The sequence below is a fragment of the Sphingobium sp. FW306-1B-F04DB genome (genome assembly GCF_058781925.1).
Genome location: NZ_JBYSXE010000008.1, coordinates 47,386 through 70,524, shown reverse-complemented (window position 1 = coordinate 70,524; position 23,139 = coordinate 47,386). Strand labels below are relative to the sequence as shown.

Genomic DNA, 23,139 nt, shown 5'->3' with positions numbered 1-23,139 from the left:
TGAAAAACCGATTGTCGTCCTGCCAATGCCGCGCGCGGCGCTTCCCCGATGCGCGATCAGGCTCTAGCATGGCGACGTGAAAGCCGTTGGGGCAGGACACCCGACGGCCGAAAGGGATGAGGATGGCTGCTGTAGAACTTCGTGGCGTGCGCAAGGCCTTTGGCGCGGTCGAGATTCTGAAGGGCATCGATCTTGTGGTCGAGGACGGCGAGTTCGTCGTCCTGGTGGGGCCTTCGGGCTGCGGCAAGTCGACGCTGCTGCGCACGATCGCTGGACTGGAGGAGCCCGATGGGGGCGAGATCGCGATCGGCGCTCGCGACGTCGACGGGCTGGCGCCGTCCGAGCGCGGGATCGCGATGGTATTCCAATCCTATGCACTCTACCCGCACATGACAGTCCACGACAATCTTGCGTTTTCGCTGAAGCTCGCGAGGCGGCCGAGGAACGAGATCGACGCCGCGGTCAACGTCGCCGCGCGAACGCTCGGCATCGATCATCTGCTCGATCGCAAGCCCGCTGCGCTGTCGGGCGGGCAACGGCAGCGCGTTGCAATCGGGCGCGCGATCGTTCGTCAGCCCAGTGTATTCCTGTTCGACGAGCCGCTGTCCAACCTCGACGCCGCGTTACGCGTCCGGATGCGCTACGAGTTCGCAGCGCTCCACAAGACGCTCGCGACGACGATGATCTATGTGACGCACGATCAGGCCGAGGCGATGACGCTCGCCGACCGGATCGTCGTGCTGTCCGAAGGCCGGATCGAACAGGTCGGTGCGCCGCTCGAGCTCTATGACCATCCCGCGAACATGTTCGTCGCAGGTTTTATCGGTTCGCCGCGCATGAACTTCCTGCCCGCGCGCATCGTCGAAGCGGATGGCAGTGGCGCGATCGTGGCGCTGGGTTCGGGCGAGACGATGCGTGCCTGTGTCGACGCGGCGGGGGGGCGGCCGGGAGATTTGGTTACGCTCGGCATCCGCCCCGAGCGGATCGACCATGTGGATGGCGCCAATTGCGTGTCGACCAGGGTCCGTTTCGTCGAGGCGCTGGGTAGCGCGACCTTTGCGCATCTCGACAGTCAAGGCGCTGCCGAAACCCTCATCTGGCAGCTGTCGAACGGGGCGGGGCCTGCGCTCGGAGCCGAGGTGACGGTCGCATTGCCCGCCGCGCATCTGCACGTATTTGATGCCGAGGGGCGCGCCTTTCGACGCTTGCCTCCGTCCGCCCTGCGCGACGCGGCGTGAGCCGATCCACGATCGCGCCGCGCGCTCGCGGCCCCTAAAAAGAGGCTTGGCAGAGATTGATGTAACCGGTTACATATTTTCTTTTCGATGGCGTCGGGGATTCCCTGCGCGGTCGACAACCCGCCCCGGCCAGGGGGTGGACAATCCAGGGGGTGGATATGGGAACGCCCACTATAAGGGACGTCGCGCGCGTGGCAGCGGTTTCGGTGGCATCCGCCTCGCGCGCGCTCAACGGGCACAGCAATGTCACCGAGGAAACGCGCAAGCGTGTGCTCGATGCGGCGCGCGACCTCGACTATGTCCCGCATGTCGGCGCGCGCAGCCTGACGATGCGGCAGACCAACACGATCGGCGTCGTGCTGCCCGATCTGTTCGGCGAGTTTTTCTCCGAAATCATTCGCGGCATCGATCGCGTCGCCCACCAGCGCGGACTGCAGCTCCTGCTCGCCAACATGCACGGTGACGCCGACGAGATCGTCGCCGCGATCCGGGCTATGCGCGGCCGCGTCGACGGCCTGTTGGTGATGTGGCCAAATGTCCATGCCGACTTTCTTGCGACCAATCTTTCCGGGGGCTTGCCGACGGTCATCATGGGGGGGCGGCCCGGCGAGGCGGGGGCGGTCCACGGTATGCTGTCGGTCGACAATTTCGCTGGCGCGCGCGAGATGGTGGCGCACCTGGTCGCATGCGGGCGCAGGCGGATCGCGCATGTCGCGGGGCCGCGCGGCAACGCCGACGCCGAGGAACGCATCAGCGGATTTCGTGATGCCGTGGCCGAATTGCTCGGGGAAAACGACCCGCTGATCCTTGCCGGTGATTTCAGCGAGGAGGCCGGCCATGCGGCGGGACAGGCCGTCGCTGCACGCACGGACGAGATCGACGCCGTATTCGCGGCCAACGACGTGATGGCGGTCGGCTGTATCGGCGCGCTCGCCGAGGCAGGTGTGGCGGTTCCCGACACCGTTGCAGTAGCGGGCTTCGACGACATCCCGATCGCGCGTTATGTGACGCCTGCGCTGACGACGATGCGCGTCCATATCGCCGAACTCGGCAGCCGGGCGTTCGAGACGCTGACCGAGATCATGGCTGATCCCGACCATGCAGCGCCGGCCCCGGTCGTGCTGACGCCCGAACTCGTGATCCGGGGATCGACCGTCGCGTGATCCAGCGCGGCCTCCGCCTGCGACGCCGGGAGGCGCTCGGTCTCGCGCTGGCCGCACCCTTTGCGCTGGGCGGTTGCGCCCGCCGCACGCGGGCCGAAACGCTTCGTTTCTGGGCGATGGGCAACGAGGCGGCGAGTGCGCCCGCGCTGATGCCCGCGTTCGAACGGGCTAATCCAGGCATCAACGTGGAGGTCCAGCCGCTGCCGTGGAGCGCCGCGCATGCCAAGCTGTTGACGGGCTTTGCGGGGGAGTCGCTTCCCGATGTCGCGCAGGTCGGGAACACCTGGCTTGCCGAACTCGCGGCAATAGGCGCGCTCGCGCCGCTGCCCCGCGCCGAGCAGGCGCTGCTCTCCGACAATTTCGATGCTGTCCTCGACACAAACCGGATCGGCGGCACGCCCTATGCCGTGCCCTGGTATGTCGATACGCGGCTGCAATTTTACCGCACCGACATGTTCGCGCGTGCCGGCTATGGGGCGCCGCCGACCGATCGAACCGAATGGAAACGGGCGCTGCATGGGGTGAAGCGGGTTGCGGGTGACGGGAATTTCGCGATCCTGCTGCCGCTCAACGAGTTCGAACAGTTGCTGACATTCGGGCTGCAGCAGGACGAGCCGCTGCTGCGTGACGGTGGAACGCGCGGCAACTTTTCGAGCCCCGGATTCAAGGCGGCCCTGGGCTTCTACCGGTCGCTGTTCGACGAGGGACTGGCGCCGATCGCCTCCGCCCCCGAGATATCCAACGTCTGGAACGAATTCGCGCGCGGCCTTTTCGGCGTGTTCCTTTCGGGGCCGTGGACGATCGGCGACCTGAAGACGCGGCTGCCCGCCGGGTTCCAGTCGCAATGGCGCACCGCGGGAATGCCCGGCCCGGGCGGGGCGGGCGCATCGGCGCCAGGGGGATCGAGCCTTGTCGTTTTCGCGCAGGCGCACGCGCCCGATGCCGCGTGGCGGCTCGTACGCTATCTTTCGCAGCCCGCGGTGCAGGCCGAATTCAACCGGCGGACGGGCGACCTGCCCGCGCGGCGTACCGCCTGGGCAATCGCCGGCCTGACGCGTGATCCGCTGACGCTTCCCTTTGCCGCGCAGCTCGAGCGCGCGCGCGCGGTCCCCAAGGTGCCCGAATGGGAGCGGATCGTGAACGAGATGCAGCTCGTGGCCGAACGCATGGTGCGCGGCCGCTTCACCGTCGACGAGGCCGCTGCGGAGATCGACGCGCGTGCCGACCGGCTGCTCGAAAAGCGCCGCTGGATGATGGAAAAGGGGCGCGCGCTATGACCGCGCAGGGCCGTGCCGGATGGATCTTTGCCGCGCCCGCCCTCGCGGCGATCGCGCTGTTCTTCGTGCTGCCCGCGATGGCGTCGCTGGTTCTCAGTTTCACCGATTTCGACATCTACGCGCTCGCCGATCTTTCGAATCTGCGCTTTATCGGGTTCGACAATTATGCGCGGCTGATCGCGAACCCGCTGTTCTGGCGCGCGATGGGCAACACCTTCTGGTTCGTGGGGGTCGGCGTGCCGCTGACGGTCGCCTTGTCGCTCGCCGCCGCGATCCTGCTCGATGCCAAGACGCTGCGCTGGAAGCCCGTCTGGCGTGTCGCGCTGTTTGCGCCCTATGTCACCACGCTCGTCGCCACTGCGGTCGTCTGGCGCTATCTGCTCCACACACGCTACGGGCTCGTCAACTATGCGCTTGGTGCGCTCGGCATCCCGCCGATCGACTGGCTGGGCGATCCGCAGGCCTCGTTGCCCGCGATCCTGACCTTCGTGATCTGGAAGACCTTCGGTTACAATATGGTCATCTTCCTCGCGGCGCTGCAGCTGGTGCCGCGCGAGCTGCACGAGGCCGCACGGATCGACGGCGCGGGGGCGTGGATGCGCTTCCGCCATGTCACGCTGCCCGCGCTGGGGCCGACTTTGCTGCTGGTCTGCATCCTTTCGGTCGCGGGTTTCTTTCAGCTCTTCGCTGAACCCTATGTGATCACGCAGGGCGGCCCCGCGCAGAGCACGGTGACGGTGCTCTATTTCATGTTCGAAGAAGGCTTCAAATGGTGGAACCTCGGCTCGGGCGCCGCGGTGGCCTTCATCCTCTTCATCTGCATCTTCACGGCGACGCTCCTCCAGCTCGGGATCGCGCGCAGGGCGGGCGCCCGATGATCGGCAAGGCAAGCCGGATGTCGCCGGGGGCGGTGATGCTCAACCTCGGCGTGGCGCTGTTCGCGCTCGCAACGCTGGCGCCGCTGGCCTGGATGGTTGCGGTGTCCTTCATGCAGCCGGGCGAGGCCGCGAGCTTTCCGCCGCCGCTGATCCCCGGCAATCCCACGCTCGAAAATTACCGTCTGCTGTTCGCCAGCTATGGCGTCGGGCGCTATCTGCTCAACAGCGCATTTCTCGCCAGCGCCGCGACGCTGCTCGCGCTGCTGTTCACGGTCCCCGCCGGCTACGCCTTCGCCAAGTTGCGCTTCAGGGGACGCGACCGGCTGTTTCAGGCGCTGATCGGCGCGCTCGTCATTCCCGGGCAGATCGGGATGCTGCCGCTGTTCCTCGAACTGAAGGCAATGGGGATGATCAACAGCTATGCTGGGGCTCTCGTGCCCTGGCTCGCGGGTATCTTCGGCATCTTCCTCGTCCGCCAGTTCTGCCTGTCGGTACCCGACGAGATGATCGAGGCAGCGCGCGTCGACGGCGCCAGCGAGACGCAGATCTTCATCTGGATCGTGCTGCCCGTGCTGCAGCCGATCCTCGTCACGCTCGCTCTGTTTGTTTTCCTTGGAAGCTGGAATGATTTCATGTGGCCATTGATCGTCCTTTCGGACCAGAATCTCTACACGCTGCCCGTCGCGCTCGCGGCGCTGTCGCGTGAACATGTGCAGGACAATGAACTGATGATGGCGGGCTCGGTGGTGACGACGCTGCCCGTGCTCGTGCTCTTCCTGCTGCTTCAGCGATACTATGTGCGCGGCCTTCTGGCAGGGAGCGTCAAGGGATGAGACTGATCGCCTTCTTCCTCCTGCTCCTTACGGGCAGCATCGCGACGGCGCAGCCGCGCGAGGGCCAGTATCCGCAGAACGCGGTCGCCATGGGCGGCTATCGCTACCAGCTCTTCGTGCCCCAGGGCTATCAGGCCGATCGCGACAAGAGCTGGCCGCTCATCATCTTCCTTCACGGTTCGGGCGAACGCGGCGACGATATCGAGAAGGTGAAGGTACACGGGCCGCCCAAGGTCGTCGCGTCGCGTCCCGACTTTCCCTTCATCACCGTCTCGCCGCTGCTCCCCGCCGATGAGGACTGGGACATCGCAAAACTTGACGCGATCCTCGATCATGTGACGCACACGCTGCGCGTCGATCGCACGCGGATCTACCTGACCGGGCTCAGCCGCGGCGGCCACGCGAGCTGGCGCTGGGCCGCCGCCGAGCCGGGGCGCTTCGCTGCGGTTGCGCCCGTCAGCGGGCGCGGTGACCCATCGACCGCATGCAAGCTGAAGGCGATGCCCGTCTGGGCATTTCACGGCGACCGCGACGACATCGTCACACCCTTTGGCAGCTTCGCGATCGTCGAGGCGGTCCGCTCGTGCGGCGGCAAGCCGCGGCTGACCATCTATCCCGACACCGGCCACGACGCCTGGACGCGCACCTATGACGATCCCGCGCTCTATCAATGGCTGCTGCAGCACAACCGAACGCTCTCCACCCCAGAAGAACAGGACAAGAAATGACCCGTAGCATAGCGTTTCCCGACAATTTCCTCTGGGGCTGCGCCACCGCCGCCTATCAGATCGAGGGATCGCCACTCGCTGACGGGGCGGGGCCGAGTATCTGGCAGCGTTTCTGCCACGACCCGCGGCTGATGGCGGCAAAGGGCGACACGGGCGATGTGGCGTGCGACCACTATAACCGCATGGAATCCGACGTCGCGCTGATGAAGCGGCTGGGGCTGCAGGCCTATCGCTTCAGCGTGGGCTGGGGGCGCGTGCTCCCAGAGGGCACCGGACGCGTCAACGAGGTGGGGCTGGGCTTTTACGAACGTCTGGTCGACACGCTGCTCGAAAACGGGATCGAGCCGATGCTCACGCTGTTCCACTGGGACATGCCCGCCGCGCTCGACGATCGCGGCGGCTGGCTCAACCGCGACAGCGCGGAGTGGTTCGCCGACTATGCGCGCGTGATGTTCGAGCGGCTCGACGGGCGCGTGAAGAAGTGGGTGACGCTCAACGAGCCCTGGGTTGTCAGCGACGGCGGCTATCTCCACGGCGTGCTCGCCCCCGGGCACCGCAACATGTTCGAGGCGCCGATCGCGAGCCACAACATGATGCGCGCGCACGGCGCGGCGGTGAGGGCCTATCGCGAGATCGGCGCACACGAGATCGGGCTCGTCGTCAATATCGAGCCCAAATATCCCGCGTCGGACAGCGCGGCGGACAAGGCCGCGACCGCGCGTGCCGACGCCTATATGAACCGGCAATATCTCGACCCTGCGGTGCTCGGTTCCTATCCGCCCGAACTGAAAGAAGTCTTTGGCGAGGCCTGGCCGCAATGGCCCGCAGAGGACATGGCGCTGATCCGCCAGAAGCTCGACTTCGTGGGCATCAACTATTACACGCGCAACGTCGTCACCGCCGATGAGAGCTGGCCGCTCAGGGCGGGTCCGGTGAAGCAGGCGCGCGCCACCTATACCGAGACCGGCTGGGAGGTCTTCCCGCAGGGGCTGACGGACACGCTGGTCTGGTTCAAGCAGCGCTATGGCGACATCCCGCTCTATGTCACCGAGAATGGCGCCGCATTCTATGATCCGCCGCAGGCGCAGAATGGCGAGATCGATGATCCGCTGCGTGTCGGCTATCTCAAGACGCATATCGCGGCGCTCAGCGATGCGATCGCGCAGGGCGTCGACCTGCGTGGCTATATGCTGTGGTCGCTGTTCGACAATCTCGAATGGTCGCTCGGCTATGCCAAGCGCTTCGGCATCATTCATGTCGATTTCGAGACGCTCGAACGCACGCCCAAGAAGAGCGCGGCGCTCTACACCGACGTGATCGCTACCAACGGCGCGGTGCTGGCGGAGAACGTCTGATGCTCGCAAGGTCGCTGTCGCTGCTCCTTTGCGGAGCCGCGCTTCCGCTCGTGCTCGCGCCGGCCACGGCGATCGCGCAACACCAGAGGGAGTCGAATACCGGTCGCGCAAGCATGGCGCTTACCCAGGGTTGGCGCTTTCATCTCGGCGATGCACCGGGCGCCGAGGCATACGCCTTTGACGATCGCGACTGGAATGCGGTCGCGCTGCCGCACAGCTGGAACAGCCTCGGCGAATATCGCACCGAGCGATCTTCGGGCACGCGCAACATGCAGGGCGTGGGCTGGTACCGGCTGACGCTCGACGGCGCAGGGCTGGCGCGGGGCAAGAGGCATTTCCTCCAGTTCGACGGCGTTGGCAATGTCGCCGATATCTGGGTCAACGGCGTCCATGTCGGGCGGCATGCGGGCGCATTCTCGCGCTTCCGGCTCGACGTAACCGATGCGCTGCGGCCGGGCGCCTCCAATGTGATCGCGATCAAGGCCGACAACAGCAAGCCCGCGCCGGGGAGCAGCACCGAGCATGTCATCCCGCTGCTCGGCGATTTCTTCATCCATGGCGGTTTCTATCGGGGCGTTTCGCTGATCAGCGTCGCGCCTGAGCATTTCGACCTGCTCGATCATGGCGGTCCCGGGCTCTATGCGCGCACCGCCAGCATCACCGGGGACAATGCCGCGATCGAGGTGCGCGCGCGGGTGCGCAATGCGCGCGACAAGGCGAGGCGGCTGACGCTCGTGACCCAAATCCGCGATGCCGGCGGCGTGGTTGTCGCGGAGGATCGACACCCGGTGCGCCTGACGGGCGATGCGGCACAGGAAGTCGGCCAGTCGCTGCGCGTCGCGAACCCGCGGCTCTGGAACGGCCGCGCCGACCCCTATCTCTATTCGGTGACCGCCGAGCTGCGCGACGGCGCGCGCGTGCTCGATCGCGTCACCCAGCCGCTCGGCATCCGCAGCTTCCGCATCGATCCGGAACAGGGCTTCTTCCTCAACGGCAAGCACCTGCCGCTCCACGGCGTCTCCCGGCATCAGGACTGGCTGAACAAGGGCTGGGCGCTGACCCGCGAGCACCATGAACGCGACATGGCGCTGATCGCGGAGATGGGCGCGAATACTGTCCGCTTCGCGCATTATCAGCACGCACCCGAATGGTTCGAGCTGGCCGACAAGGCGGGGATGATCGTCTGGGCCGAGCTGCCCTTCGTCAACAAGGTCGGCTTCGCCGATGCGCCTGCCGCGCCCGAGCTCGTCGCCAATGCGCGCGAGCAGCTTCAGGAGCTGATCCGGCAGAACTACAACCATCCCTCGGTGGTCACCTGGGGGATCGGCAACGAGGTCGATATCGACATGGCCTTTGGCCGGCTCGGCCCCCGGGCCGATGCACGCCCGCTGCTGAAGGAGCTTCACACGCTGTCCAAAACGGAGGATCCCGACCGCCCCACGGTGATCGCCGATTGCTGCGAGGATACGCCTGCGGACAAGCCGAGCTATCTGCCGGTACTCTCGGGCAGCGCCGATCTGATGGGCTATAACCGCTATTTCGGCTGGTATTATGGCCAGCCGCGCGATTTCGGCCCGCACATGGATGCGCTCCATGCAAAGCATCCTTCGATCCCGCTGTCGGTCAGCGAATATGGCGCGGGCGGGGCGCTGTCGCAGCACAGCGACAATCCCGCGGGCGGGCCGATCAATACCTCGGGCCGGCCGCATCCCGAGGAGTTCCAGAGCTGGTGGCACGAGCAGAGCTGGCCCCAGCTCGCGCAGCGCCGCTATCTCTGGGCGAACTGGATCTGGAACATGTTCGATTTCTCGTCGAACATCCGCCAGGAGGGCGACGCCACCGATATCAACGACAAGGGGCTCGTCTCCTTCGACCGCAAGGTGAAGAAGGACGCCTTCTATTACTACAAGGCGCAATGGTCGGAAGAGCCTGTCGTCCACATCACCGGCCGCCGCTATGTCGACCGCGCCTATCCCGTCACTGATCTGCGCATCTACAGCAACGCCCCGCGGGTCAGCGTAACGCTCAATGGCCGCGATCTGGGGGCAGTGACCTGTGTGGATCGCATCTGCGTGATGAAAGACGTCGCGCTCGACATGGGCGCCAATCACGTCGCCGCGCAGGCGGAGTTCGCGGGCAAGCCGGTTGTGGATACGGTGGCATGGAACGCACCCGCTGCGACGGCGGGCCTTGCGATCAATGTCGGCGATCTCGCGGGATTTGTTATGCCCGACGGTCGCCGCACCGGATCGGACAACTGGTTCGACGGCGGCACGCCGCGGCGGCTGGGCAAGGCGCAGGCCGAAAAGGCGACAGGGGCTGATCCCCGGCTGCTCTCGGGCTATCGTGAAGGCCGGTTCGGCTACGCGATCCCGCTGCCCGACGGCCGCTGGCGCGTCACGCTCCTCATGATGGAGCCGCAGGAGAAGCCCGCGACACCACGCGTCTTCGGCGTCACCGCCAATGGCACGACGGTGCTCAGGGCCTTTGATCCCGTGAAGGCCGCGGGCGGGGTGCTCAGCGCGAGCGCGCAGAGCTTCGATGTGGTTGTGAAGGGCGGCCGGCTCGACCTGCGCTTCGTTCCGCAGCGTGGCGATGCGGTGCTGTCGGCGATCACGATCCGTCCAGCCGACGGCGCCAGATAGTAAAAAGGCGCCGCTCCGACGGACCGGAGCGGCGCCCTCAAACCTTGGCGGCGTTTTGCTTCAGCGGAACAACGACAGCGGGATCGCTTCTCCCATCGCCCGCTGACCCTTGTCATTGGGGTGGAGATTGTCGCCCACCTGCAGATCGGTACGCAGGCGGCGCGGATTGGCAGGGTCGGCCATCACCTTTTCCATGTCGACCACCGCATCGACGAGATCGGAGTTGCGGATCCACGCATTGAGCTTCTCGCGCATGGCCTCGCGCTCCGGGCGGTAATAGCCCGCCCCCTCGAAGGGCATCACGGTCATGCCGATCACCTTGATGCCGTGCGCGTGGGCACGCAGCGCCAGCTGCCGATAGCCTTCGATCAGTTCCTCGGCGGAAATGCCGGTATCGCCCGATGTGCCGATGTCGTTGATCCCTTCGAGCAGCACGACATGGCTGACGTTCGGAATCGACAGCACATCGCGATCGAAACGCGCGAGCGCGTTGGGCCCGGCGACCGGCGTGATGATCTTGTTGCCGCCGATCCCCTGATTGACCACGACATGCGGCTTGCCCGCGGCGGTCAGGCGTCGCGCGAGGACTTCGCTCCAGCGACAGGGCTCTGGGGTGGTGTTCGAACAGCTCGTTGCGTCGGTGATCGAGTCGCCGAAAGCGACCACCACCGGCCTTTGCCGCGAGCCGAGCACATCCACACCCGCAACCAGCGGTCGCAATTCGTTGGTCCCGGCCTCCCTCCAGCCTTCGCCCGAGGTGAAGTCACCGGGCGCCGAGATGTGCAGCATGTTCGCGCGGTCGACATGGACGCCGACCAGCGTGGTGGGCTCGGGGAGGTGAACCGCGATCTCGATCAGTTCGAAGGGCTTTACCGTCAGCGCGACCGGATCGCTGACCACCGGCGCGCCGATCGCGATCCGTGTCGATGCCTGACCCGAGAAGGTGACGGGCACGACCCGACCATCGGCGCTCTTGATGGTAACCTTGCCGATGCGGACGGGCATACGGCCGAAATCATTGCCGAGCCACAGCCGCAGCGCGGGGCCACCGCCATTGACGCGGATCTGCCACCGCAGCGTCTGGTTGTCGACCTCGATGATCTGGCGTTCGTTGCCTTGCCACAGGCTTGAGGTCCAGACGCGGGTCCAGTCCTCCTTGGCCGCGCAGACGGATGGCGCGGTCGTCAGCAGGATCGCGCCGACAATCGCGCCAAATCGTCCCTTGGTCATGTTCCTAGCGGTCCTTTTCGAGCCAGCCGCCCTTGAAGCCCAAGCGCTCGAGCCCGTTTCGGATATGGGGGTTCTTGCGCATGGTCTTCCAGATCAGGTCGCTGCGATAATTCTCCATCATCGCGAGGATGGGGCCCTGATCAATGCCGATATAGTCGCGCGCGACCCAGCCCTGCTTCGCATCGACCGTGCCCGTCGTCACCGGATCGTCGGTGAAGGTGAAGCTGGGGTTGAATGCGTCCTTGAAACCATATTCGGTATAGAGCTGATCGCCATATTGCTGCTTCATCGCCATCAGCGCGGGGATCGTGACCTCGGGCGCGAAGGGCACCGAGCCGCCCGGGGCGGTAGGCACGACCGTACCGTCGTCGCGCTCGATATCCGGGCTCACCCCGCGCGCGGAATAGGTGAAGAAGCTGCGCTTGGTGCCGTTGACGCTGTGGACGTCCTTCGATCCCTTGGGGCCGTCCGACGCGGTCCAGCCCCAGATGTCGGCACTATAGCCGACCCATTTGGCGGGGTTGTCCTGCCCATAGGCGCGCTGCGACAGCGTGGCGCGACGGCTGTTCTCGAAATAGTCGATGCCCTTTTTCGCCATGAAGTCGTCCTGGATGCCGCGGAAATCGACCCAGACATGCGAATACTGGTGCCCGAACAGCGGCTCGAAGGTCAGGTGCTCCTGCCCGTAATAGGTACCCCAGTCCTTTTCGAGATCAGCGGCCCAGCCCTGCTTCCAGGCATCGGTGCCGATCGGATGCGTCGGCGAGCCCGCGGCGAGGATATAGACGAGCATGCCCTCGTTATAGCCGACCCAGTCGTGCGTCTCCCAGCCACGCTCGGGGCGCCAGCCCATGGTGATCGCGTGCGAGTCCTTCAGATTCCTCGCCTCGGTGCCGGTGTTGTTGCGCTGCGCCCAGGTCCAGTCGACGCGGGCGTAGATCGCCTCGGCGAGATCGCGGATCTGGCGCTCGGTTGCGGTGTCGCGGTCGAAATAGGACTGCGCGAACAGCGCGCCGCCGAGGAACAGCGTGGTATCGACGGTGGAGAGCTCGGTGGTCTTGTACCGCAGCCCCTTATCCATATCGAGGAAGTGGTAGAAGAAGCCCTTGTGCCCCGCGATGCCCGCGGCCTCGGGGCCCTGCGGCAGGTCATGGAAGAAGCGCAGGCAGGCGAGGGTGCGATCGGCGGCCTGTTCGCGCGTCACATAGCCGCGCTCGGCGCCGACGCCATAGGCGGTGATCGCGAAGCCCACCGCGGCGATGCTCGCGAAGGGCTTGGAGGGCCAGCGATCGGGCGCGAGGCAGGTCGCGGGATCGGTGGTGTCCCAGAAATATTTGAAGGTGCGCTGCGACAGTTCCTCGGCAAAGGCCGATTGCTGCGGCGACATGGCGAAGGCGGCCGGAGCTTTCTCGCTGGCGGTGGGCGCCGTCTCGGCGGTCGACGCCGTCTGGCATGCGGAGAGGACAGTGGTGGCGAGCAGCAACGCCGCCGCGCCCTTGGAGAAAAGTCGCATCGTCATATCCTGACTAGTACGCAAACAGATGCCGCCGCGCGACCGGAGTCGCGCGGGGGCGGGAGCATTAGAAGCTGAACCCGGCGGTCAGCTTGATCGTCCGCGGCGGGTTGCCGCCCGTGCCGAAGCCCGTGCGTTCGCCGAAGATCGTCGGCGAGGCGGCGGTGCGGGTGTTATCAGCGGCATTTTCGTTGAAGTCGACGTAGTTGCGGTCGTTGAACAGGTTGAGAATGTCGACGCGCAGCTTGATCCGCGATTCATCCGACAGGAAGGTCGTCGGAATGTATTTCGTGAATGCAACGTCGACCTGGCGGATGCCATTCTCGGCTTCGATGGCCTTGACGAGACGCTGGAAGGGCGCGCTCGTCTCGTTGATGAAGCCCTGCACATAGGGAGCCGACGCCAGCGTCAGCTTGCCCGAAAAGACGAGGCCCCAGGGAAGGTCGGCACTGCCCGCCATGACGAAGCGGTGCTTGCGCACACCCGACGAGCGGATGACGGGGTAATCGTCGATCGACGGATAATCGAGCGAGAAGACCTCGTTGAACTTCCGGTTCGATTCGGCTTCGGTGTAGGTATAGGTGGCGTCAAGGCTCCACGGCGAAACCGGCGTATAGGTCTTGGTGAACTTGAAATACCCCGAGTCCGCGCTGGTTTCGATGCCGTTGGTGCCGATGATGATCGAGCCGAAACCCGGAGGCGCGAAGCCGAAGGGCGAGCTCGGGGTGGCATTGGGCGGGAAGAACGAGCCGTCCGGACGGCGGTTGCCGAGCAGATAGACGAAGCCGTCCTTGCTCTCGACATGGCTCGCGCCGACCTCGACCTCCATGAGCGGCTGGATGCGTGCACGGAAGCCCAGGCTGAACTGATCCGAATAGGGGGTCTTCAGATCATTGTTGATGAAGCGCAGCTCGCGGCCGCCGCCATTGCTGCTGACGCGCGCCAGCAACTGGTCGCGGCCCGCCTGCGTAAGGTAGATCGGATCCCAGGGCAGGCAGGTCGCGCCGGGGGCGCAGGTATGGAGCGGATCGATCGCACCCGGCACGAAGAAGTTGAAAGTACGCGTCGTGAACGCGCCCTGGCTGATTTCCTGCTGGAGGAAGTCGAACTGGGTGCGGTCATAGGAACGTCCGGCGCCGCCAAAGACCACGAACTTGCCGTCCTCATCGAGCTTGTAGCTGAAGCCGAGGCGCGGCTGCCAGGCGCCCTTGAACGCCTTGCGCTCCTTGCCCGTCGAGATGAAGTCGCGGATGTCGTAATCGGCGTTGTTCAGGTTGGGATAGATCGCCGGCGATACCGCGTTCACCGCATCCGTGGGGGTGACATAGTCGAGGAAGGACGGTGTTTCCTCATAATCCCAGCGGATGCCGACGTTGAGCGTCAGCCGGTCGGTCACGTCCCAGTCGTCCTGTGCGTAGATGCCGAACTGGAAGTTGTCTGATTTCACCACGGGGTTGCCCGGGCCGCTCTGCGCGCCGAACTGAACGCGCCAGGGAATGGTGTCGTTGAAGCCGGTGGCGCCGTAATCGGCGTTATAGGTGTAGATCGGGTTGGTGTTGTTGAGCTGCAGCGAATTGAGCTTCACCCATTTCGCCTTCACGCCGACCTTGACGGTGTGGTTGTCGACGCCGGTATAGGTGAAGTCGTCCTGGATGCCCCAGCCCTTCTGCCCCTTGTTCTGATAGTTTGCGCTGCCACCGATCTGGAGCAGCGTGTTCTGCGCGGCATTGCCCTGGAACAGATAACCGTTTTCGAACACGCGCGGGGTCGGCGCCCACTTCGAATCCTCGTAGGTCAGCTTCAGGTCGTTGACCCAGGTGTCTTCGGTCCGCTCGTAGCGCAGCAGGCCGCGCAGCTCCTCGTTATCGATCAGCGTCGCCGTCGTCTCGGCGAGCTGGCCGCTGTTGAGGTTTTCACCCGTCTCCTTGCGATATTTGAGCGAAAGCTCGATCAGGTCCTTTTCGGAGGGGACGATGTCGATCTTGCCGAAATAGAGATCCTCATTGAAGTCGCGGTTGGTCGATCCGAAGTAGGACTGATACTGCGTCGGGAAGCTCGCAACGGTGCGACCGCCGCCCGGCGTGATGTCGACGGGCTGCTGAATGCGCTTGCCTTCATAGGCGACGAAGAAGTGCGCCAGATCCTCGATGATCGGGCCGCCCAATGCGCCGCCGAACTGCATGTCCTGCGTCTTGACCTTGCCCGTCGGGCTGCGCAGCTCGGTCGGCCTCGCATCGCGGAGCGACTGGTCGGAATAGTCGACAAACACTTCACCATGGAACTCGTTGGTGCCGGATTTTGTGACCGCCGTGATCGCGACCGAGCTCACCTGGTCGAACTCGGCCTTGTAGTTCGAGCTGAGCACGCGGTACTCGCCGATCGCCATCTGCGGGAAGGGATTGCCGTTGGTCGAATCCTGGCCGGTGATGCCGTTCTTGAGGACATAGTCCTTCTGGCCAACGCCATCGATGAAGACGTTGACCGAGTTGCTGCCCTGCGCGCCGCCCTGCACGCGCGAATTGCCGCTTCCATCCGTGATGAATGCGACGCCCGGCGCGAGATCGGCAAAGGCGAGGAAGTTGCGGTTGGTCTGGGGCAGCTGGTCGATCAGGCGCTCGGTGATGTTCACGCCGACTTCGCCGCCCTGCATCGTCTGGATCTTGCCCGCAGTGACGATGATCGCGCCTGCTTCTTCAGTCGCGGCCTGCTCGGCCGCGGAGAAATCGAAGTTGAGCACGGCGTTCTGGGCGACGAGCAGTGTGATCTCGTCGGTGGTGCGCGTGCCGCTCTCGGTCGTGATCTCGAGCTTGTACTTGCCCGGGCGCAGAGACGCGAAATTGTAGCTGCCGTCGGGGCGTACCTCGACCGTGCGGCGATAGCCGCTGTTGATGTCGATTGCGACGACCTGCGAGGCCGCCGCCTTGCCGTCGGCGGTGATCTGGCCGCGCAGCGAGGCATTGCTCTCCTGCGCATGTGCCGGAACCGCAACAGCGGCGGTCATCGCGGCGCCGATCAGCAGTGCTGCGGCGAATCGAACCATGCGCCGCTCGGCGCAAAAATTACGCATAAACCCTTGAGATTGAAGCACTTGTTGCCTCCCCTTTTTTGTTGCCACGTTTCGTGGAACCGGTTACATTCGCGCGCACAATCATCCCGAGCACTCCCGTTCGTCAAGATGCATTTTCGCCACAGTGGCGACGCGATGTGCGAAAGCGCGTCTCGAAAGCGCCTTGTCTTGCAGGGGTTTGCGAGAGGGGTGGCGTGCTGCGCGATGGCACGGCGACAAGAGATTTTGAACCGAAGACGAGTTGTGGAGGAAGCATGAAGGGGAAGAAGCAATACGCCAGCCGGCTGCTGGGCGTTTGCGCGTTGGCGTTGATGTGCGGGACCGTTGCGGTCCAGGCCCAGTCCCAGGAAGCGCGCGCGAAGAGCGCCGCCACTAAGTCGCAGGAATCCCCCAAGGGCGCGCAGTCGTGGAACGACAGCGCGGAGATGCACCGCTTCATCGACGCGCTGATGGCGAAGATGACGCAAAAGGAAAAGATCGGCCAGCTCACCCAGCTCACCAGCAGCTGGGAATCGACGGGCCCGACGATGCGCGACAGCTACAAGCAGGACATCGCGGCGGGCAATGTCGGCTCGATCTTCAATGCTTTCACCGCCAAATATACGCGCGAGCTGCAGCAGGTCGCGGTCGAGCAGACGCGGCTCAAGATCCCGCTGCTGTTCGGCTATGACGTGATCCACGGCCATCGTACGATCTTCCCGATCTCGCTTGGCGAGGCAGCGTCCTGGGACATGGGCGCGATCGAGAAGGGTGCGCGCGTCTCCGCGGTCGAGGCGGCGGCCGAGGGCATCCACTGGACATTCTCGCCGATGGTCGACATCGCGCGCGATCCGCGCTGGGGGCGTATCTCCGAAGGCGCGGGCGAGGACGTCTATCTCGGCAGCCAGATCGCCGCCGCGCGCGTCCGTGGCTATCAGGGCGAGAAGCTCGGCGATCTCGACTCGGTGCTCGCCACCGCCAAGCATTTCGCGGCCTATGGCGCGGCGCAGGCGGGACGTGATTATCACACCACCGACATGTCCGAGCGCGAGCTGCGTGACACCTATCTGCCGCCCTTCAAGGCCGCGCTCGACGCGGGCGCCGCGACCTTCATGACCTCGTTCAACGAGCTCAATGGCGTGCCCGCGACGGGCAACAAGGAGCTGTTGACCGACATCCTGCGCGGCGAATGGGGCTTCAAGGGCTTCGTCGTCACCGACTATACCGCGATCAACGAGATGGTGCCTCACGGCTATGCGCGCGACGAGGCGCATGCCGGCGAGCTTGCGATGAACGCAGGCGTCGACATGGACATGCAGGGCGCCGTCTTCATGACGCACCTTGAAAAGTCGATTGCCGAAGGCCGCGTCAGCCAGGAACGCGTCGACGCAGCGGTGCGCTCGATCCTCGAGATGAAGTACCGTCTCGGCCTGTTCCAGGACCCCTATCGCTACAGCGACGAGGCGCGCGAGAAGGCGACGATCTACAAGCCCGAGCATCTCGAGGCCGCGCGCGACGTTGCGCGCAAGTCGATGGTGTTGCTCAAGAACCAGGGCGACGTGCTGCCGCTCGCGGCCTCGGCCAAGTCGATCGCGGTCATCGGGCCGCTCGGCGACAGCAAGGAGGACATGATCGGCAGCTGGGCGGCGGCGGGCGACCGCAAGACCCGTCCGGTGACGTTGCTTGAAGGGCTGCGGGCGCGTGCGGGCAAGGGTGTCAATGTCGCCTATGCGCGTGGCGCGGGCTATCGCTTCGACGAGGCGGGCAAGACGGACGGCTTCGCCGAGGCGCTCGCGCTGGCGCAGAAGTCCGACGTGATCATCGCCGCGATGGGCGAGCGCTGGGACATGACGGGCGAGGCGGCGAGCCGCACCGATCTCGACATGCCCGGTGCGCAGCAGGCGCTGCTTGAGGAGCTGAAGAAACTCGGCAAGCCGATCGTGCTCGTGCTGATGAATGGCCGCCCGCTGACGATCGACTGGGCCGCAGACAATGTCGATGCCATCCTCGAGGCATGGTATCCCGGCACGATGGGCGGCCACGCGATCGCCGATGTCCTGTTCGGCGACTACAACCCGTCGGGCAAGCTCCCCGTCACCTTCCCGCGGACCGTCGGGCAGGTGCCGATCTACTACAACATGAAGAATACGGGCCGTCCCTACACCGCGGACAAGCAGGGGCAGAAATATCTGTCGCGCTATCTGAACACGCCCAACTCGCCGCTCTATCCGTTCGGTTACGGGCTGAGCTACACCAGCTTCGGCTATTCGCCCGTCACGATCGACAAGAAGACGATCCGCTCGGGCGAGGCGCTGACCGCCTCGGTCACCGTCACCAACACGGGCAAGCGCGACGGCGAAGAGGTCGTCCAGCTCTATGTCCGCGACCTGGTCGGTTCGGTCACACGCCCGGTGCGCGAGCTCAAGGGATTCCAGAAGGTCAGGCTGAAGCGCGGAGAGAGCCGCAAGGTGACCTTCACCTTGAGCGACAAGGATCTCGCCTTCCACCGCGCCGATATGAGCTATGGTGCGGAGCCGGGGGCTTTCAGCCTGTTCGTTGGCAGCTCGTCGGATGCGACCGCGCAGGCCGATTTCACGCTGACCGAGTAAGACGGAGGAGCCCCGCGATGAAACTGAGGCGCTTCACGACGATCCTGATGACGTCGGCATTCGTCGCGGGCATGGCGCGCGATGCGGGGGCGACTGCCCCCGCATCCGCACCCGCCGCGCCGCCCGCGCGTGACCGGCGGCCCAATATCGTCTTCATCATGACCGACGATCATGCGGTGCAGGCCCTGAGCGCGTATGGCCATCCCGTGTCGCGGCTGGCGCCGACCCCCAATATCGACCGCATCGCAAGGAACGGCGCGCGCTTCGACAACAGCTTCGTCACCAACTCGCTCTGCGGTCCCAGCCGCGCCGCGATGCTGACGGGCAAGTTCGGGCATGTGAACGGCTTCAACAAGAATGGCGAGAGTTTTGACAACACCCAGCCGACCTGGCCGCGCGCGCTCAAGGAAGCGGGCTACGAGACCGCGCTGGTGGGCAAGTGGCACCTCAACTACGCGCCAGTCGGGCTGAAGTTCGATTACTGGAAGGTCCTCGACGACCAGGGCGAATATTATAATCCCGACTTCATCACCGAGGCGGGCAAGACGCGGGTCGAGGGCTATGCAACCGATCTGATCACGCAATACGGCCTCGACTGGCTGAAGAACGGGCGCGATCCCGACAAGCCCTTCATGCTGATGGTCCACCACAAGGCGCCGCACCGCAACTGGATGCCCGCGCCGCGGCACCTCCGCAAATATCAGAACGTCAAATTCCCCGTCCCCCAGACCTATTTCGATGATTACAAGGGTCGTCAGGCCGCGGGGCGGCAGGAAATGAACATCTACCGGGACATGCATGAGGGGCATGACCTGAAGATGACGAAGGCCGGCTCGGCCGAGTTGCGCTACGATCCGTGGAAGGGCGCGTTCGGCCGCATGACGCCCGATCAACGCGCGCAATGGGACGCCGCCTACCAGGCTGCCAACGACGCGCTCAACAAGACCGATCCAAAGGGCCGCGATCTCGCGCTGTGGAAGTATCAGCGCTACATGCAGCAATATCTGGCGACGGTCGCATCGGTCGACGAAGGCGTCGGCCAGATCCTCGATTATCTCGAAAAGAGCGGGCTCAGCGACAACACGATCGTGATCTACACCTCGGACCAGGGCTTCTACCTTGGCGAGCATGGTTGGTTCGACAAGCGCTTCATCTACGATGAATCGATGCGGACGCCGCTGCTCGTCCAGTATCCCGGACATATCCGGCCGGGCACGACGGTCGACGCGCTCGTCCAGAATATCGATTATGCGCCGACGCTGCTGCAATATGCAGGCGTCGCGGTCCCCGGCGACATTCAGGGCCGGTCATTGAAGCCGCTCGCCGAGGGGAAGCATCCCGGCGACTGGCGCAAGAGCCTTTACTACCACTATTACGAATTTCCCGGATTCCACGCGGTGCGTGCGCACTACGGGGTGCGCAACGAACGCTACAAGCTCGTGCGCTTCTATGGCGATATCGACGCCTGGGAATTCTACGACCTCAAGACCGATCCGCAGGAGATGCGCAACCGGATCGACGATCCCGCCTGTCGCGCAAAGATCGCCGAGATGAAACGCGAACTCGAGCGCCTGCGTCGCGCGTATCGCGACGATACCCCTCGGACAGCCACCGGGGGATGAGGTTTGGAGGGGGACCGCGGAAGCGCGTCCCCCTCGAACCATCAGGCGCTATTGCGCCGCTGGCCAGGCGAGGTCCGCGACCACCGGAAAATGATCCGAGGTCTGGAGCACGCCGCGATGGTCGGTGACCGTGCTCAGGCGTCGCGCCTCGAGCCCGCGTGACAGGATCCAGTCGATCCGGCGATCGGCCTTCCCCGTAAAATTGTGAAAGGTGTTCTCCGGGCCAATGCGTTCGGGCGCCGCGGTGAAGGCGTCGGCCATGCCCGCGGCCAGCATCGCGTGCGCGGCGCTGTTGGCCGTGGTGTTGAAATCGCCCGTCAACACGACAGGGATGTCCGCGGGCAGCTTTGCAATGCGCTCGGCAAGCATCTGCGCGGCCTTTACACGGGCGGCCTCGTCCTCGGCGCGATACGGGAAATGCGTGTTGTAGAGATAGAAGCGCTTGCGATCGGCCTTGGTCTCGAACAGTCCCCAGGTGACCATGCGCGGGAACAGGTGCCCCCAGGTGATGCTGCCCGGAATATCGGGCGTGTCCGACAGCCAGAAATTGCCGAAATCGACGAGCGTCAGCCGGTCGCGCCGGTAGAAGACGCCCATATGCTCGTCGGCATGTCCGCCGCGCCGATCGATGCCGAACCAGTTGTATTGCGGCAGGCGCGCGATCAGATCGTCACCCTGGCGCTTGAAGAGTTCCTGCGTGCCAATGATGTCGGGCGCCATCTTGCGGATCGTGTCGGCGGTAAGGTCGCGGCGCTTCTCCCACAGGTTCGCGCCGTCCTGCCCGGGATAGCGGATGTTGAAGGACATTATACGGATCGTTGCGTCCGGCGCGGGTGCCTTCGCTGCGGCGGGCACGGATACAAGGAGCGGAAGGGAAATCAGGGCCGAAATCAATCGCCGTACCAACATGTTGACGCTTACCTCCACAATGTCCGTGCAGGCGTCGAGACCAGCGCTCGCCTGTCAACGGTGTCAGACGAGCCCTATCCGATCGTATCGCGATCGTCGATGATCCGACGCCGCAAAAAAGCGCGCACGTCGGGTTCCGCAGGGCCATCGGGACTCCCCCCGTGCAAACTCAGGGACAGACCCGATATCGGGGGTCCAGGTCCATCCCTAAAGCTGGGCTATCGGGCGCGCGTGCGTTCGATGATCACGCTGTTCGAACGAGAGAAGCCGGCACCGCGAACCGATGAAAGGGCAGGACCGATGCGACCATCGACGCGCCGGCTTTCGGCATTCCTCTTTCCCGCGATCGGCGCCATCGGGCTGTGCGGTGCAGACCGCGCCCAAGCCTCCGAAGGCGGCGCCAGTTTCTATCTGCTGGGTTCTGGCGGCCCCGAGGCCGCGGCGCTGCCGCCGTTCGAGGGCGTCTATCTGGACAACACGATCTACGTCTATGACGGCAGTGCCAGCGGCGACAAGCAGTTCGTCATCGGCGGCAATGTCGTCGCGGGCCTTGATGCAACCATCGCCGCTGACTTCGCGACGCTGCTCTGGGTGCCCGCCACCGATGTCGCAAGGGGCACATTCGCGATCGGCGCGGCACTGCCCGTCGGCGCGCCGATCATTGATGTCAACGCGATCCTCACTGGTCCGCGCGGCGGGCAGATCGCTGTCTCGCGCCATGATTCCGCGCTGCTCATCGGCGATCCGGTCGCGACCATGGCATTCAGCTGGAAGAAGGGGAAGGTCAGCATCGCCCCCAGCGCTACGCTCAACATCCCGATCGGCAAATATCGCGAGGGCCAGCTGGCCAACATCGCCTTCCACCGCTGGATCATCGATACCTCGCTCGCGCTCAGCTGGACCGATCCGAAAGCCGGCTGGGATGTCTCGGGAAAGGTCGGCGTCACCTTCAACGGCAAGAACGATTTTACCCAATATGACACGGGCAACGAGTTCCACCTCGAAGCCTCGGTAGAAAAGACCTTTTCACCCGCGCTGTCGGTGGGCGTCCAGGGCTATTATCTCAACCAGATATCGGGGGACAGCGGCGTGGGCGCCCGGCTGGGGCCGTTCAAGGGCGAGGTGGCGGCGCTGGGCGTGACCGCTGCCACGCACCTCAAGCTCGGGAGGGCGCCCGCCACCTTCCGGGTCCGGGCGATGCAGGAATTTGGCGTCGAAAACCGGCTCAAGGGGGCTTCGGTCTGGGTCGATCTCAGCCTGCCGCTCAGCATGAAGCTGCCGTCGCAAGCACCGCAATGAATGACGTCATTTGGCGCGGCGCTGCTCAAGTCGCTCGCGGACGCGTTTTGCCACGTCGCGAGCGACGGCCTTGACGGTGTCGTCGGTCGAAAGCGTGGCGGGGATGTCGAGCGCATCGGGCGCGTGACGCCGGACAGCCGCGGCCTCGAGTTCGCCCGAAGCGCCGTTGGTGGCCTCGATCGCGAGCAGGACAGAACCGGTGAATGTCCCCTCCTTGCCCGCCAGGCTTTTCACCGCACTGGTAACGAAGCCCAGCGGCACGACGCGCGTCGCGGTCGCGACGCCGCCCTTGGTCACTTCGACGCCGAGCAATGTCAACTTGAGCCGCAACGTATCCGGGCCGGGCTTGTTGACGAGCGTGAAGGATTTGGCGAGCTCGGTCCTGAGCGCGTCGGTCAGATAGCTGGCGAACTTGTCGCGATTGGCGCTGGGCACGTCGTTGAACTGCGCATCGGCGCCCTTGTACACGGCGGTCGGGTCGACCATGAGCGTCTTGTATTTGGAGAAATCGACGGCCGGCCGGAAATAGGTCCACGACTCGCTCTGCGGCTTGTCCTGGGTCATCTTGGGGGCAGAGGGCAGCGCGGTCGGGGCATGCTCCTTGGTCTGGGCCTGAAGCGCGGCGGGTGCGGCAAGCGCCGCGGGAACGGCGGTCAGCACGGCGAACGACAATAGACGCATCATCGGACGTCTCCAGTCAGCATCGGGTTCTTCAACGCGGACTTTGCGCCCGTCGCGCGCGCGCCGCCATCGGGATAAACCCCCAAGCGAGGCACGCCATTGGCGGCATCGCG

At 64.9% G+C, this 23,139-nt stretch carries 16 protein-coding genes; 11 read left to right on the top strand and 5 right to left on the bottom strand.

Going from position 1 to position 23,139, the window contains the following annotated elements; genetic code table 11:
* Positions 1-122 precede the first annotated feature (122 nt).
* From AC3WJD_RS06345 to AC3WJD_RS06310, 8 genes are all read left to right on the top strand, one after another.
* Entirely contained in the window at positions 123-1,238 is a 1,116-nt protein-coding gene (locus AC3WJD_RS06345) for an ABC transporter ATP-binding protein (protein ID WP_492745541.1), read from the top strand.
* 158 nt (positions 1,239-1,396) lie between these two features.
* Positions 1,397-2,401 carry a LacI family DNA-binding transcriptional regulator gene (locus tag AC3WJD_RS06340; RefSeq protein ID WP_492745539.1) on the top strand — a complete coding sequence of 335 codons (1,005 nt, stop codon included), beginning with the start codon at positions 1,397-1,399 and terminating at the stop codon, positions 2,399-2,401.
* Positions 2,398-3,678, top strand: a complete 1,281-nt coding sequence (locus AC3WJD_RS06335) for an extracellular solute-binding protein (protein WP_492745538.1) — start codon at positions 2,398-2,400, stop codon at positions 3,676-3,678. Before AC3WJD_RS06340 ends, AC3WJD_RS06335 begins: the two co-directional genes overlap by 4 nt.
* The gene (locus AC3WJD_RS06330; RefSeq protein ID WP_492745536.1) at positions 3,675-4,556 is read left to right on the top strand and encodes a carbohydrate ABC transporter permease; all 882 of its coding nucleotides are present in this window, start codon (positions 3,675-3,677) and stop codon (positions 4,554-4,556) included. Before AC3WJD_RS06335 ends, AC3WJD_RS06330 begins: the two co-directional genes overlap by 4 nt.
* Positions 4,553-5,389, top strand: coding sequence for a carbohydrate ABC transporter permease (locus tag AC3WJD_RS06325; protein ID WP_492745534.1), 837 nt, complete (start codon positions 4,553-4,555; stop codon positions 5,387-5,389). Before AC3WJD_RS06330 ends, AC3WJD_RS06325 begins: the two co-directional genes overlap by 4 nt.
* Positions 5,386-6,117 (top strand): carboxylesterase family protein, encoded by a 732-nt coding sequence (locus AC3WJD_RS06320; RefSeq protein WP_492745532.1) that lies wholly within the window; start codon positions 5,386-5,388, stop codon positions 6,115-6,117. Before AC3WJD_RS06325 ends, AC3WJD_RS06320 begins: the two co-directional genes overlap by 4 nt.
* The gene (locus AC3WJD_RS06315; RefSeq protein ID WP_492745530.1) at positions 6,114-7,472 is read left to right on the top strand and encodes a GH1 family beta-glucosidase; all 1,359 of its coding nucleotides are present in this window, start codon (positions 6,114-6,116) and stop codon (positions 7,470-7,472) included. The genes AC3WJD_RS06320 and AC3WJD_RS06315 overlap by 4 nt, the downstream gene beginning before the upstream one ends.
* Positions 7,472-10,117, top strand: coding sequence for a glycoside hydrolase family 2 TIM barrel-domain containing protein (locus tag AC3WJD_RS06310; protein WP_492745529.1), 2,646 nt, complete (start codon positions 7,472-7,474; stop codon positions 10,115-10,117). The genes AC3WJD_RS06315 and AC3WJD_RS06310 overlap by 1 nt, the downstream gene beginning before the upstream one ends.
* Positions 10,118-10,177: 60 nt before the next feature.
* On the opposite strand, the gene AC3WJD_RS06305 is transcribed toward AC3WJD_RS06310, so the two are convergent.
* The 3 genes from AC3WJD_RS06305 to AC3WJD_RS06295 all read right to left on the bottom strand — a co-directional run bounded on the left by AC3WJD_RS06305 (position 10,178) and on the right by AC3WJD_RS06295 (position 15,900).
* Positions 10,178-11,347, bottom strand: a complete 1,170-nt coding sequence (locus AC3WJD_RS06305; protein WP_492745528.1) for an SGNH/GDSL hydrolase family protein — start codon at positions 11,345-11,347, stop codon at positions 10,178-10,180.
* A 4-nt stretch (positions 11,348-11,351) separates the two neighbouring features.
* Complete coding sequence (locus tag AC3WJD_RS06300; RefSeq protein ID WP_492745526.1) at positions 11,352-12,860, bottom strand: glucoamylase family protein; 1,509 nt, start codon at positions 12,858-12,860, stop codon at positions 11,352-11,354.
* A gap of 67 nt (positions 12,861-12,927) precedes the next feature.
* Positions 12,928-15,900, bottom strand: coding sequence for a TonB-dependent receptor domain-containing protein (locus tag AC3WJD_RS06295; protein WP_492745525.1), 2,973 nt, complete (start codon positions 15,898-15,900; stop codon positions 12,928-12,930).
* Between the two features lie 281 nt (positions 15,901-16,181).
* Here AC3WJD_RS06295 and bglX point away from each other — a divergent pair, with 281 nt between their 5' ends.
* A complete protein-coding gene (gene bglX / locus AC3WJD_RS06290) occupies positions 16,182-18,515 on the top strand; it encodes a beta-glucosidase BglX (RefSeq protein ID WP_492745523.1) in 2,334 nt (777 codons plus the stop codon).
* Positions 18,516-18,532: 17 nt separating this feature from the next.
* Positions 18,533-20,137, top strand: a complete 1,605-nt coding sequence (locus AC3WJD_RS06285; RefSeq protein ID WP_492745521.1) for a sulfatase family protein — start codon at positions 18,533-18,535, stop codon at positions 20,135-20,137.
* A gap of 48 nt (positions 20,138-20,185) precedes the next feature.
* Here the strand turns inward: AC3WJD_RS06285 and AC3WJD_RS06280 are convergent, their stop codons facing one another.
* On the bottom strand, positions 20,186-20,944 hold the full coding sequence (locus AC3WJD_RS06280; RefSeq protein ID WP_492745519.1) for an endonuclease/exonuclease/phosphatase family protein: 759 nt from the start codon (positions 20,942-20,944) through the stop codon (positions 20,186-20,188).
* 342 nt (positions 20,945-21,286) lie between these two features.
* Here AC3WJD_RS06280 and AC3WJD_RS06275 point away from each other — a divergent pair, with 342 nt between their 5' ends.
* Positions 21,287-22,345, top strand: coding sequence for a SphA family protein (locus AC3WJD_RS06275; protein ID WP_492745618.1), 1,059 nt, complete (start codon positions 21,287-21,289; stop codon positions 22,343-22,345).
* 6 nt (positions 22,346-22,351) lie between these two features.
* Here the strand turns inward: AC3WJD_RS06275 and AC3WJD_RS06270 are convergent, their stop codons facing one another.
* Complete coding sequence (locus tag AC3WJD_RS06270; RefSeq protein WP_492745517.1) at positions 22,352-23,029, bottom strand: DUF3313 domain-containing protein; 678 nt, start codon at positions 23,027-23,029, stop codon at positions 22,352-22,354.
* Positions 23,030-23,139: the final 110 nt, after the last annotated feature.

Coding starts and splice junctions, on each gene's coding strand:
- AC3WJD_RS06345 (WP_492745541.1), top strand. CDS start 123: ATGGCTGCTGTAGAACTTCGTGGCGTGCGCAAGGCCTTTGGCGCGGTC.
- AC3WJD_RS06340 (WP_492745539.1), top strand. CDS start 1,397: ATGGGAACGCCCACTATAAGGGACGTCGCGCGCGTGGCAGCGGTTTCG.
- AC3WJD_RS06330 (WP_492745536.1), top strand. CDS start 3,675: ATGACCGCGCAGGGCCGTGCCGGATGGATCTTTGCCGCGCCCGCCCTC.
- AC3WJD_RS06325 (WP_492745534.1), top strand. CDS start 4,553: ATGATCGGCAAGGCAAGCCGGATGTCGCCGGGGGCGGTGATGCTCAAC.
- AC3WJD_RS06320 (WP_492745532.1), top strand. CDS start 5,386: ATGAGACTGATCGCCTTCTTCCTCCTGCTCCTTACGGGCAGCATCGCG.
- AC3WJD_RS06315 (WP_492745530.1), top strand. CDS start 6,114: ATGACCCGTAGCATAGCGTTTCCCGACAATTTCCTCTGGGGCTGCGCC.
- AC3WJD_RS06310 (WP_492745529.1), top strand. CDS start 7,472: ATGCTCGCAAGGTCGCTGTCGCTGCTCCTTTGCGGAGCCGCGCTTCCG.
- AC3WJD_RS06305 (WP_492745528.1), bottom strand. CDS start 11,347: ATGACCAAGGGACGATTTGGCGCGATTGTCGGCGCGATCCTGCTGACG.
- AC3WJD_RS06300 (WP_492745526.1), bottom strand. CDS start 12,860: ATGCGACTTTTCTCCAAGGGCGCGGCGGCGTTGCTGCTCGCCACCACT.
- AC3WJD_RS06295 (WP_492745525.1), bottom strand. CDS start 15,900: ATGGTTCGATTCGCCGCAGCACTGCTGATCGGCGCCGCGATGACCGCC.
- bglX (WP_492745523.1), top strand. CDS start 16,182: ATGAAGGGGAAGAAGCAATACGCCAGCCGGCTGCTGGGCGTTTGCGCG.
- AC3WJD_RS06285 (WP_492745521.1), top strand. CDS start 18,533: ATGAAACTGAGGCGCTTCACGACGATCCTGATGACGTCGGCATTCGTC.
- AC3WJD_RS06280 (WP_492745519.1), bottom strand. CDS start 20,944: ATGTCCTTCAACATCCGCTATCCCGGGCAGGACGGCGCGAACCTGTGG.
- AC3WJD_RS06275 (WP_492745618.1), top strand. CDS start 21,287: ATGATCACGCTGTTCGAACGAGAGAAGCCGGCACCGCGAACCGATGAA.
- AC3WJD_RS06270 (WP_492745517.1), bottom strand. CDS start 23,029: ATGATGCGTCTATTGTCGTTCGCCGTGCTGACCGCCGTTCCCGCGGCG.